9 protein-coding genes are annotated in these 12689 nt (G+C 71.3%); 8 read left to right on the top strand and 1 reads right to left on the bottom strand.

What is annotated here, in order from left to right; translation table 11 throughout:
* Positions 1 to 472: 472 nt before the first annotated feature.
* Positions 473 to 4402 (bottom strand): type VII secretion protein EccCa, encoded by a 3930-nt coding sequence (gene eccCa / locus CW359_RS41410; RefSeq protein WP_105975435.1) that lies wholly within the window; start codon positions 4400 to 4402, stop codon positions 473 to 475.
* A gap of 270 nt (positions 4403 to 4672) precedes the next feature.
* Between eccCa and eccD the strand changes: the two genes are divergently transcribed.
* From eccD to CW359_RS41455, 8 genes are all read left to right on the top strand, one after another.
* Positions 4673 to 6073: a type VII secretion integral membrane protein EccD gene (gene eccD / locus CW359_RS41415; protein ID WP_105975436.1), complete on the top strand. Its 1401-nt coding sequence runs from the start codon at positions 4673 to 4675 to the stop codon at positions 6071 to 6073.
* 110 nt (positions 6074 to 6183) lie between these two features.
* Complete coding sequence (gene eccB / locus CW359_RS41420; RefSeq protein ID WP_105975425.1) at positions 6184 to 7707, top strand: type VII secretion protein EccB; 1524 nt, start codon at positions 6184 to 6186, stop codon at positions 7705 to 7707.
* Positions 7708 to 7823: 116 nt separating this feature from the next.
* A complete protein-coding gene (locus CW359_RS41425; protein ID WP_105975426.1) occupies positions 7824 to 8162 on the top strand; it encodes a hypothetical protein in 339 nt (112 codons plus the stop codon).
* A gap of 50 nt (positions 8163 to 8212) precedes the next feature.
* Positions 8213 to 8536 carry a WXG100 family type VII secretion target gene (locus tag CW359_RS41430; RefSeq protein ID WP_105975427.1) on the top strand — a complete coding sequence of 108 codons (324 nt, stop codon included), beginning with the start codon at positions 8213 to 8215 and terminating at the stop codon, positions 8534 to 8536.
* A gap of 85 nt (positions 8537 to 8621) precedes the next feature.
* Positions 8622 to 9059 carry a type VII secretion system-associated protein gene (locus tag CW359_RS41435; RefSeq protein ID WP_105975428.1) on the top strand — a complete coding sequence of 146 codons (438 nt, stop codon included), beginning with the start codon at positions 8622 to 8624 and terminating at the stop codon, positions 9057 to 9059.
* Between the two features lie 69 nt (positions 9060 to 9128).
* Positions 9129 to 11798 (top strand): AAWKG family protein, encoded by a 2670-nt coding sequence (locus CW359_RS45625; RefSeq protein ID WP_157968739.1) that lies wholly within the window; start codon positions 9129 to 9131, stop codon positions 11796 to 11798.
* Between the two features lie 79 nt (positions 11799 to 11877).
* Positions 11878 to 12336 (top strand): YbaB/EbfC family nucleoid-associated protein, encoded by a 459-nt coding sequence (locus CW359_RS41450; RefSeq protein WP_105975429.1) that lies wholly within the window; start codon positions 11878 to 11880, stop codon positions 12334 to 12336.
* Positions 12337 to 12342: 6 nt separating this feature from the next.
* Complete coding sequence (locus CW359_RS41455; RefSeq protein ID WP_105975430.1) at positions 12343 to 12684, top strand: hypothetical protein; 342 nt, start codon at positions 12343 to 12345, stop codon at positions 12682 to 12684.
* Positions 12685 to 12689: the final 5 nt, after the last annotated feature.

Below are 12689 nucleotides of genomic sequence, written 5' to 3' on the forward strand. Positions count from 1 at the left end.
GAAGACCCAGGGCACCACCCTCGAAGGCATCAACGGCGAGCAGTTGCTGGACATCTGGTCGGACATCGACGGCGATCTGTCCGGGGGCGAGGACGACTGAACCGGGCGGCCCCGCGCCGCCCCCCCCCGGACCGGCCCCCCCCCCCCCCCGGGGGGGGGGGGGGTTCGGGGGGGGGGGGGGGGGGGCATGATCGGCCTGGACGGCCTCGTCCTCAAACGCCGGACGGGCTGAGTGATGCCGGCCGGGGCTTGAGGGTGCGGGCTGGGGCTTGAGGGGCGCGGGCCGTGGCTTGGGGGGTGCGGGCTGTGGCCCTGCGGTGCTGGCCGGGGCTTGAGTTTTCAGCGCCGGCCGGCATCTCCAGCCCGTCCGGCGTTTGAGGACGAGCGCGTTCAGCGCGATAGGCGGGGGTCTGGGGGCGGCAGCCCCCAGGGATGGGAACGGGTAGGGGCGGCGGGGGCGAGGAAACTCTGGTCAGGTCGGCTCCCCCGCCCCCTCCACCAGCGCCGTCTGGATCAGTGTCGCCTTCCGCCGGACCACGTACTGCGCCCTGCCCGGAGGCAGGTTCCGCGGCTTTGTGTTGCCGAAGACGTAGCCCTCACTCGGGGGGCAGGACAGCAGGACGCCCGGTGTGTTCACCTCGTCCAGGCGGCGTAGGAGCTGGTCGTTCAGGCCTCGGCCCGCTCCTGTCGCCGAGCGGACCGCGATCACGTGGAGGCCCAGTTCGTGGCCCAGGGCCAGGTGGTCGAAGAGCGGGGTGAAGGGGTGGTCGTAGTTGTTGCTGCCGACCACCATGTCGTAGTCGTCCACCAGGACGAACAGGCGCGGGCCGTTCCACCAGTCCGCCAGGCGCATGCGTGCCGGGGTGATGTCCGGGCCGGGGAGGCGGGTCTTCAGGGCGCGGGCCGAGCCGCCCACCAGTTCCTTCAGGGCGTCCACGGAGACCGCGTGGCCCAGTTGGTATTCGGTGGGGACCGCGTCCACCAGGTCGCGGCGGTAGTCCACCACCAGGATGCGGGCCTCCGCCGCCGTGTAGCGGGCCGTGATCGCCTGGGCCGCGAGGCGCAGCAGGTTCGTCTTGCCGCTTTCCGTGTCGCCTACCGCCACCAGGTGCGGGGTCCGGCTGAAGTCGTGCCAGACCGTCGACAACGTCTCCTCGTCCTGGCCGAGGGGGAGGCGTAGGCCTTCCGACAGTTCCGGGGTGGGGAGTGTCGACGCCAGGAGGCGGTGCGGGAGCATGCGTACCGGTGGGGCCGGTGGGCCCGTCCACGCCGTCGCGATTTGGTCGACCAGGGCCGTCACGCCCTCCGCCAGGTCCTCCGCGTTGTCGCTGCCGTCGATGCGCGGGAGTGCCGTCAAGAAGTGGAGTTTGTCGCCTACCGTGAGGCCCCTGCCCGGGGTGCGGGGCACCGTGGCCGCCTTGCGTACGTCCACCACCGAGTCCATCGTGTCGCCCAGCCGCAACTCCAGGCGGGTGGCGCTCTGGTCGCGGATCTGGGCCGACAACTCCACCCAGCGGGTGGTGGTGACTATGAGGTGGATGCCGTAGTTCAGGCCACCGGTGGCCAGTTGATTGAAGGTCGGGAGCAGGCTGTCGAAGTTCTGCTTCACCTGGGCCCAGCCGTCCACCACCAGGAAGACGTCGCCGTGTGTCTCGTCGGCGAACTCCCCCGCCGCCCGGCGGCGGCGGTAGGTGGCCATGGAGTCGATGCCGTTGTCGAGGAAGAACTGCTCGCGCTGGTTGAGGACGCCGGTGACCTCGGCCACCGTACGGCTGATGCGTTCGCTGTCCAGGCGGGCCGCGACCCCGCCGACGTGCGGCAGGCCCGCCAGGGAGGAGAGGGTGCCGCCGCCGAAGTCCAGGCAGTAGAACTGCACTTCGGTGGGGGTGTGGGTGAGGGCCAGGCTGGTTATCAGGGTGCGGAGCACTGTCGACTTGCCGCTTTGTGAGCCGCCCGCTATCGCCACGTGGCCGCCGCCCGCCGACAGGTCCACCACCAGCGGGTCCCGGCGCTGGTCGAAGGGCTTGTCCACCAGGCCCACCGGGACGCGTAGGCGGCCCGCGCCCGGCCAGCCGGTGGCGCTCAGGCCCCGGTCGGGGGTGGGGGTCAGGCCGGGGAGCAGGGCGTCCAGGGCCGGGGGTGCGCCCAGTGGGGGCAGCCAGACCTGGTGGGCCGTCGGGCCGTGGTCGCGCAGGCGGTCCAGGGCCACCGTGAGGAGGCTGTCGGCGGACTCCGTCTCCTCCTCCTGCTGGGGGTCGGGGACGGCCGCCGGGGTGCGTGGCACGACCCAGCCCGCCGACCAGGGGACCACCTGGCTGGCCACCCGGGCCTGGACGACGGCGCCGCGCCGGTGGCGGTACGGGCCGGAGACGTACGCCGCCCGGAAGCGGGTCAGTGCCTCGACGCCGCTCTTGAGGAAGCCCACGCCCGGCTGGGAGGGGAGTTGGTAGGCATCGGGGACGCCGAGGACGCCTCGGCTCTCCATCGCGGAGAAGGTGCGCAGGCCGACCCGGTAGGAGAGGTGGCTCTCCAGCTGGTGCATACGGCCCTCGTCCAGGCGCTGGGAGGCCAGGAGCAGATGGACGCCCAGGGAGCGGCCGAGGCGGCCGATCATCACGAACAGGTCCATGAACTCCCGGTGTGCGGCCAGGAGTTCGCTGAACTCGTCGACGACGACGAAGAGGCTGGGAAGGGGGGCCAGCGGGGTGCCTGCTGCTCTTGCCTTCTCGTACTCCAGGGCCGAGGAGTAGTTGCCCGCTGCTCGCAACAGCTCCTGGCGGCGGATGAGTTCGCCGTGCAGGGCGTCCTGCATGCGGTCCACCAGGGCTACTTCGTCCGCGAGGTTGGTGATCACCGCTGAGGTGTGCGGGAGTTCGTCAAGACCCAGGAAGGTCGCGCCGCCCTTGAAGTCGACCAGGATGAAGTTGAGGGTCTCGGAGGAGTTGGTGAGGGCTAGGCCCAGGACGAGGGTGCGCAGCAGTTCGCTCTTGCCGGAGCCGGTGGCGCCGATCAGCATGCCGTGCGGGCCCATGCCGCCCTGCGCGGACTCCTTGATGTCGAGTTCCACGGGTGCGCCGTCGGCGCCGATCGCGACGGGTACGCGCAGCCGGGCGGCGCCGGTGTGTTTGCGCCACAGGGTCGGCGGGTCGTGCCGGTAGAGGTCGGGGATGCCGAGCAGGGTCGTCAACTGGACGTCGGCGGCGAGGGGTTCGGCGGAGTCGGCGGTCAGGCCCATGCGGTACGGGGCGATCAGCCGGGCCAGCGACTCGGCGGCGGCCGGGCCGACGCGGTCCGGACGGCCGAGGAGGGTGGTCTGTTCCTTGCGGGTGCGGTCGGTGCGTACGAGGCGGACGGCGGACGGGGTGACGTCCAGCCGCAGGGTGGTGCGGCCGGGGCGCCAGGTGAGGGCGCCGGACAGGTCGAGGACGATGGTGTTGCGGAAGCCGGGGCCGTCCAGGCGGTGACCGGCCGGGACGGTGACGCCGTCGACGACGATCACCGTGAACGGCTCGTCGCGGCCGGGGACCGCCTCGGGGTCGAAGACCGGGCGCTCGGTGAACTCGGCGCCGAGCAGGTCCTCCAGGTCGTTGAAGGCGGTGGCGATCATGCGGGCGGGTCCCGCACCGTCCTGTTCCTGGGGGTGCAGGTTGTGCGGCAGCCACTTCACCCACTCCCACTCCGCGCGCCGCTCGTCGGACACGCACAGCGCCACCCACAGCTCCTCCGGCGGGTGGAACAGGGCGAGTTGGCACAGCGCGGCCCGCACCATGGCCCGTACGGCCGCGTCGTCGCCCCGGGTCAGGACGCGGGACCAGGAGCGGAGGTAGAGGGCGATGGGCTGCTCGGGGACCGTGCTGTAGGCGCGGACGAAGCGGCGCAGGGCGTGGGCGGAGAGGGGTTCGAGGTCCTCAACGGGCTTGGTGGAGAGGGGGTTGAGCCGCATGGCGAACTGCTGGTCGCCGACGGCTATCCGGACCTCGCCGAAGTCCTCGTCCTTGACGCGCCGTTCCCACAGGCGGGTCGTCCGGACCATCGTGCGCAGGACCCTGGGGTCCGGGTGGCGCCAGGCCAGCGCCAACTGCTGTTCCACGACGGCCCGGTGGACCTTGCGGCGGGTCTGGGTGAGGTAGCGGAGGTAGTCGCGGCGCTCACCGCGCAGACGTTCCTTGCGCTCGCCCGCCTTGCGCATCACCTGGCCGACCATCATGGCGGCGGAGGCCATCACCATCATGCCGAGGGCGATGTACATGAACGCGCCGTTGCCGCCGCCGGGCCGGATGAACATCAGCATCATCGACACGGACATCATGGCCATCGGGAGATACGTCCAGATGGCCGAGCTGTCCGCGACGACCTCGGGAAGCGTCGGCGGTTCCTGGAGAGTGAGTTCGCCCTCGGGCATGTCCGGGCCCCGGCGGCGGGCCGGCCTGCGGAACAGAACCACGCTCAACGCACATGCTCCTTCAAAGGGTTGAAATGCCGTCCGGGCCGAAAACAGGTCGTAATTCGGCCAACGGGGGCGTGCCCGCGGGTACTTGTGACACGCGAATGAAACGGGACCCATAATTCCGTTCGATCGGCGGTCAGTAGTCTGCATGCCATCAACTCGTACGTCCAAGTGGACGTGGACGAGTTCACCGCCCGGAATCTTTTTGGAGACGTGAACCCCACGATGACCGACAGCTCCGTTGCGGGTCTGTGCCGCCTCACGGTACGGGCCCCGGCCAGGACCATCGATCTGGCGGTGCCCGCCGACGTGCCCGTCGCCGATCTGCTGCCCACCGTGCTGCGTTACGCCGGTGAGGAGATCGAGGAGAGCGGCCTGGAGCACGACGGCTGGGTCCTGCAACGGCTGGGCGGGGCCCCGCTGGACGAGGAGAACACCCTGGAGGCGCTCGACCTCAAGGACGGCGAGGTGGTGTACCTGCGGCCGTTCACCGAGGCGTTGCCCGAGGTGCGGCTGGACGACCTGGTGGACGGGATCGCCAACGTCACCCGGGACCGGCTGCACGGGTGGAACGAGGCGGCCGGGCGCCGGCTGCTGCTCGGCATGACGGTGGCCGCCCTGACACTGGGCCTGCTGGTGCTGGCCTGGCCCGGCGGCCCGGCCTCGGTGCGGATCGGCACGGCGGGGGTGGCCGGGCTGCTGCTGCTCGCCGGGGCGGCCTCGGCGAGCCGTGCGGTCGGGGACGCGGCGGCAGGCGCGACCCTCGGGTTCATGGCGGCGCCCTATCTGGCGCTCGCGGGCTGGCTGGTGCCGGGCGGGGAGATCGCCGGTCCGGACGCCCACCAGGTGCTGGGCGCCCGCCTGTTGGCCGCGGCGGCGGCCGGAGCGGGCGGCGCCGTGCTGGCGCTGGCCCTGGCGGCCGTACGTACGCCGCTGTTCGTGGCCTCGGCGCTGGTCGCGGTGGCCGGGGCGCTGGCGGGCGGGCTGATGAGCGTGTTCGACCTGGCCGTGGACGGCGCGGCTGCGGCGGTGGCCGGGCTGGCGGTGCTGCTGGGCGGTTTCGTGCCGTCGCTGTCGTTCAAGCTGGCCGGGATGCGGATGCCGGCGCTGCCGACGAACGCGCAGCAGCTCCAGGAGGGCATCGAGCCCTACAACGGGCGGGACGTGGCCACCCGTACGGAGCTGGCGAGCGGCTGGATGACCGGCCTGTACGCGGCGACGGGCGTCCTGTGCGCGACCTGCCTGGTGCCGCTGACGCGGAACCCGAACCTGCCGGAGACCCTGACAGCGGTGGTCCTGGCGCTGCTGCTCCTGCTGCACGGGCGGGGCATGGTCAACGTGTGGCAGCGGCTGGCGCTCGTACTGCCGGGCTCTCTGGGTGTGGCCCTGCTGGCGCTGGCCCTGGCCGTGGACACGGCCCCGGCGGACCGTCCGCTGCTGGTGGTGGGCCTGCTGGCGCTGGCCACGGTGCTGGCGGTCGCGTCGTGGACGGTGCCGGGGCGGCGGATGCTGCCGTACTGGGGGCGCGCGGCGGAACTCCTGCACTCCCTGCTGGCGATGTCCCTGCTGCCGCTGACCCTGTGGGTGCTGGGCGTGTTCGCCGCGCTGCGCTCGCTCACCGGTTGAACCGGCGCGGCCCCTCGGCCGTGTGAGAGCTGTACCGCCCTGTCGCCGGCCCCGGCGGCCGGCCCCCTCGCCCATGCCCACCCCCGGTTCACCGGAAGGACCCGCAGTACATGCAGTCCAAGCGCGATCAGGTGCAAGCGCACACCTTCATCATGAGCAGGCTCACCTCGGGGATGCTGCTCGCCGATCCGGACGCCCCGGAGAGCCCGCTGGGGCGGACCACCCGGGGGGCCGTGGCCGGGGTGCTGATCACCGTGCTGATCGCGGCGGGGGCCGTGGTGTTCGGGCTGATCTCGCCCGGGGGAAACGATTCGTGGCGCAGTGGTGAGTCGCTGATCGTCAACCGGGAGACGGGGGCCCGCTATCTGTATCTCGACGGGCGGCTGCGGCCGGTGCGCAACTACTCCTCCGCGCTGCTCATCGGCGGCGCGGACCTGGAGACCACCGATGTGAGCACCGCCTCGCTGCGCGGGACGCCCGTGGGGGCCGCCGTGGGGATCGCGGGGGCACCGGACTCGGTGCCCGGTGCCGGGGATCTGGAGTCCGGGGCCTGGCAGGTCTGTTCGGCGCTGGGCAGCGTCACGGCCGCCGACGGCACGGTCACCACACGCGCGGTGACGGCTCTGGTGGCCGGGGCCGAGGTGGCGGGCACCGCGGTCGGCGTCGGGGACGCGGTGCTGGTCAGCGGCCCGGACAAGAAGACCTATCTGGTGTGGCAGGGCAGCCGGCTGCCCCTGGACACCGAGTCCGGCGCGCTGCTGTCGCTGGGGTACAGCTCGGTGACCCCGCGGCCGGTCTCCGCCGCCTTCCTGGACGCCCTGGTGCCGGGCGCCGCGCTGGCCCCGCCGCAGGTGACGGGGCTGGGGTCGGCGGGTCCCGCGCTGGGCGGTACGGCGACCAAGGTGGGGCAGGTCTTCCAGGTCACGGTGCCGGGCGACGCCTCGGGCGGCGACTCGGGGGACGGCTCCGGCGGGCAGTACTACCTGCTGCGCGACGAGGGGCTCGTCCCGGTCACGGCCACGGGTGCCGCGCTGCTGCTCGGTGACCCGGACGTCCGGGCCAAGGCGTACGGGGGTGCCTCGCCCACCGCTCTGCCGGTCGGCGCCGACGTCCTCAAGGACCATCAGGCGCCCGGCAGCACCGGCGTCGACCCCTCGGCCTCCGGGCTGCCCGACACCCCGCCCCGCGCGGTCCGGGTGCCGGTCGGCTGGACCGCGTGCGCGCAGGTGAAGCCCGGCTCCGACGGGGTGCGGGTCAGCTCCCTGCTGGTCCGGGCGGGCGACCTCGCCCCGGTCACCCAGGCCAGTGGCGAGCCGGTGGCGGCGCCCTGTCTGCCGGTGGACGCGGTCGTCGTACGGCCGGGTCACGGGGTGCTGGTGCGGGCGCTGAGCGCGGGCGGCGGCGCGGTGGGTGCCGCGACCTACCTCGTGGGCGACGACGGGGTGAAGTACCGGGTGGCGTCGAAGAAGGCGCTCGCCTCGCTCGGGTACGCGGAGTCCGACGCCCGCAGGCTCCCCTCACCGCTGCTGGCGATGCTGCCGACCGGGCCCGACCTGAGCCCCGAGGCGGCGACCGGAGCCGCGGCGGTTTCGGCGGCGGGACCCTGCGGGTTGCTTTCAGGTAAAAGCAGTTGATCTGTGGCCGATCCAACTACCGCCAGGAGGCGCCGTGTTGCAACCATTTCACGGGCAACTCTAGTCTCTTGAGGTCGAGACAGTAACGACGCGTACCCAATCCCGAGGACGGAACGATGGCAGGCAACGGCCAGCAGTCAAATGAACAGGCCACCCGCAACGGCATTCAGGCACTGGAGTCCGCGTTCAGCGGCATCCTGAAGTCGCGGCAGGACGTCGACCAGACGCGCGCCACTCTCTCCAGCGGCTACCAGGGCAGCGACGGCGGCCAGTTCGGCTCGCTGCTCAAGCAGTGGGACGACCAGTGCAACAGCATCCTGCGCAGCCTTGAGGACATGGTCGACAAGCTCAACCAGAGCCTCAGCCAGCACGGCAAGACCCAGGGTTCGTCCAACGAGCAGATCAACGCGGCCTACTCGCAGTCGCAGGCCGCCTTCGACCAGCTCGCCGGCTGACACCCGCTCACGCACGCCCCACATTCCCCCCAGCGCAGGAGAGGTCTCTCATGGGTGACAACCTGACCGACGGTTACATCTACGTCGACTACAACCACATGAACAACGCCGCCGACGACATGGTCCAGCAGACCAAGGCGATCGCGAACACCCTCGCGTCGCTGGAGGCCGAACTCGGTGAGCTGGTCAAGTCCTGGTACGGCGAGGACGCCAACATGTACCGGCAGAAGCAGCAGGCGTGGGACACGGCGGTGAAGAACATGGAGACGCTGCTGACCTCGCACTCCTCGCTGCTGACGGACATCTCCGACAGCTACCGCTACAGCGAGAACTCGCTCTCCCAGCTCTGGTCCGAAGTCCAGATAGGCCGCTGACGCCGGACGAACCGGACGGCCGGCCGGCGGGGCCGCGGCCCGTCCGGTTCCCCCGTCGTCCCCGACACCCCAGCAGGAGGAAGCCATGGCGGATCTGACCCGTCTGGACGCGGCGTCACTGGGCACGTTCAGGACGAACGACCTGGCCGATTTCATCGCCGATCTCAAGGCCATCATGAAGGACGACGCGAACGGCGTACGGTCGCTGCACAGCGTCGTCAAGGGCCTGCTCCCGCCGGAGCACTTCGGTGAGAACGCCGTCCTGGGCATCGGTCTCATGGGGGCCGACGACGTCACCTACGGCAAGACCCTGGTGTCCTCGGTCCTGTCGTCCGCGACGTCGATCGACACGATCCTCGACCTCCAGGGCGACCTCTTCGACGACATCGACGACAACCTGGAAACCACCATCCGCACGCTGCTGAAGACCCAGGGCACCACCCTCGAAGGCATCAACGGCGAGCAGTTGCTGGACATCTGGTCGGACATCGACGGCGATCTGTCCGGGGGCGAGGACGACTGAACCGGGCGGCCCCGCGCCGCCCCACGCCGTACGTCCCCCCTCCCCCCACCTCACCCAGCGGAGCCCGCCATGCCGGCCAAGCACGACCCCGACGACACCTGGGGCCAGGCAGTCACCCTCGTCACCGGCTACGCCGTACCCAGCCGGAAGACGCTCTTCGACACCCTGAGCAGCAAGGATCACATCCCGCTGATGCGGGGCGGCCTGGAGATCCTGGTGTCGACCTCACTGACCGCGAACAACTTCACGGCGCTGGTCGGCTGGCACACCCAGCAGGGCGAGGACTACGACCTGGCGTTCGTCGACGCCGGCGGTGACGGCAAGCACGACTACGGCACCCTCTACCAGGCCACCCTGGTGTTCATCGGCGTACCGGTGGACGGGAACGGCCGGGCCCGGCTGCTCGACGGCGGCGAGTCGATGAGCGGCGGCAAGTTCACCGGCAGCCAGGGCGACGAGTGGGACTTCACGCCGCTCGGGCAGTACGCGGGCGGCTCCAGGGCCGCGCTGCAGAAGCTGCTCACCGACGGGACCACCCGCGGCTTCTCCTACAACGGCTACGACGTGCTGAACGGCGAGGCCGTGGACGCCAACTCCTTCGAGCGGACGGGGCTGGCCTTCGACCGGACGATGGCGTTCTTCAAGAACCACGCCACGACGCTGGCCCAGTGGGAGACCTCGCTCGGCGAGGAGAACTCGGCGTGGCGGGGCCAGGCGGCGGGCCTGTTCTGGCATCTCATCCACCAGCTGCGCACCAACTACGACGACTACGTCGACCAGTTGGGCGGCACCGGCTTCACAGCGGCGCAGAACTTCAGCAGCGGCCACGCCCCGCAGTCGAAGCTCAGCGAGGCACTGGCCAAGGCCGAGGCGGCCCTGCGGACGGCGGCGACGGATCTCAACACCGCGTGGACCACCTGGGCCAGCGACGGCCGGCACGATCCGCACCGCATCCTGATGGAGGTCCTCGACAAGGTCTCCGCGTGGGTGCTGGAGAACAACATCAAGCAGACCACCGTGTACGCGGACGAGTCGACGTACTCCTATCGGACCAGCGACAACTTCAAGCAGAACCACCCCACTTACGGGAATCTGAAGGACTACCCCGGGGCCTGGAAGAAGATGGCCGACGACGCCGTCGCCGTCTGGGACCAGCATGTGGAGGACGTCCTCGTCGCGGCGGCGAGCACGGTGCTGACCAACCTCAAGACGGCGTGGAGCGAACTGGAGGACGCCTTCGAGGAGTTGGAGACGAAGGACACCTCCACGCTGACCGAGCAGTACGAGGAGGACCGGCGCGACATCCTTGAGGAGCAGGCGAACCAGAACCAGGAGAACCTCAACAACTCGCTCACCAACCTGGGCGAGAACCTGAACAACCTGGGGAACGGCCTCGGGGACGGCCTGAACAACCTCGGCGACAACCTGGGCAACAGCCTCAACGGGCTGGGCGACGGGCTCGGGGACAGTCTGAACAACCTCGGTGACGGACTGGGCGACAGCCTGGGCGGTCTGGGGGACGGCCTCACGAACCTGGGCAACGGGCTCGGCGACGGACTGAACCTCGGCGGGCTCGGCGACGGGCTCGGCAGTGGCCTGGGCGACGGACTCGACACCGGCCTCGGCACGGGCCTGGGGCTCGGCCTCGGGCTCGGCGGCACGGACGACGGCAACGACGCGACCAAGGGCTCCACGGTCACCAACCCGGACGGCAGCACCACCACGCTCAATCCGGACGGCACGCTGACCACGCGCTACCCCGACGGCACGACCCAGCTCCTGGACCCCGAGACCGGCATCATCAAGACGACCGCGCCCGACGGCACCGTCACCACCGGCGACCTCACCGTCCCCGGTGGCCACACCAACCCCGACGGCAGTGTCACCAGCCTCAACCCGGACGGGACCATCACCACCAGGTTCCCCGACGGCACCGTCACGACGATCGACCCGGACACCGGGCAGCTGACCACGACCAACCCGGACGGGTCGGTCGAGACCGGCAACATCAGCACGTCCGGCCTCGGCGACGGCCTGGGCGACCTCGATCTCACCAGCCCGCCCACCCTCATCCCGCCGACCACCAGCAGCAGTTCCCTGGACCTGAGCGAACTGGGCAACCTGGGCGACGGCCTGGTCGGTTCGTCGAGCAGCCTCGGCTCGTCCCTGGGGGACGGCACCTCCGGGCTCACCTCCAGCAGCCTGCTGGGCGGCGACTACGGCAGCGGCAACTACGCCGACTACGACGACGGCGAGGACAGCACCAGCGACCTGCTGTCGGGCGGTGCCCTCGGCGCCCCGCTCGGCGCGAGTGCCGGTGCGGGCGGGTCGGCGGACAGCTCGGGCGGGGCGGGTTCCGGCGGGACTCCGCTGTTCCCGGGCATGGGCGGGATGGGCGGCATGGGCGGCGGCGGGGCCGGCGGTGGCGGCAACGGCTCCTCGGAGCGGGTCCGCAACGTCCTGACCGAGCCCGGCGGCACGGGCGGCAGGCGCGGCGGCGGCCGGGGCGGCAGCCGCCGGGGCGCGACGGAGGACGAGGAGCTGACCGTGACCCGGGGCCGCGGCACGTCCACCAGCTCCGGCGCGGGCTACCCGGTGGGCGGCCCCGGCGGCGCCGGCCAGGGCAACCGCTCCACGGAGAGCGGCGACCGCGACCGGCAGAGCTGGATGGCGGAGCCGGAGGACGAGGACGTGTGGGGCACCGACGAGGGCGGGGCGCCCGCGGTGATCGGGCGGTGAGCGCGCTGGTGGGTGTGGTGCGGGTGCTGCGGGCGCTGAGCGGCCTGAGACGAACAGTGGTGGAGGAGGAGTCGCGGTCATGAGCGACATGCGGGAGACCATCGAGCAGCGGCTCGCGCAGGCCATGGCCGATCTGGAGTCCACCCAGACCGCCGTGGCGCGGGCCGAGCGCGAACTCGCCGATGCCAGCGCCACCGTGCGCTCGCCGGACCGTTCGGTGCGGGTGACCGTCAGCGCGCAGGGCGATCTGACCGAGCTGAAGTTCCTGGACGACAAGTACCGCACGATGTCCGCCACCCAGCTCGCGGCCAGCGTCCTGGCGGCGGTCCAGGAGGCGCGCGGGGTGATGGCACGCCGGGTGATGGACACCTTCGAGCCGTTCACGCGCCCGAGCGACGCGGTGCCCGAGATGACCGGCGTGAACGTCGACTGGCAGAAGATCTTCGGCCCCGGAGTACTGGACGGTCCGAGGGCCGGGGACGGCCGCTCGTCGTCGAGCCGGCTGCGCGACGAGATCAACGAGGACACGGAGGACTGACCCGACATGGCTGAGGGAAACGCGTACTACGCCGAGCCGGACCGGCTGGCGGCGGGGGTCCGGCAGATCGACGCGATCAGCTCGCTCGCCCACGAGATGCTCCGTGACTTCACGACCACCGTGAACGACACGCGGGGCTGGCCCGGCAGGGACGACAGTTTCGCGGAGGAGGTCATCCCGGCGGAGCTGAGGGAGCGCGAGACGGCCGTCCAGACCGGGTCGTCCCTGGTCGAGGCCGTGGTGAGCGTCGCCGACGGCACGATGACCAACCTGGAGAACATCCGCAACACCCAGATGGGTGTCATCGACTCGATCAACTCCGCGGGCAACCGCGGCGGAAGGCACTGACCCTG

The organism is Streptomyces geranii, assembly GCF_002954775.1.
Classification (GTDB): Bacteria; Actinomycetota; Actinomycetes; order Streptomycetales; family Streptomycetaceae; genus Streptomyces; species Streptomyces geranii.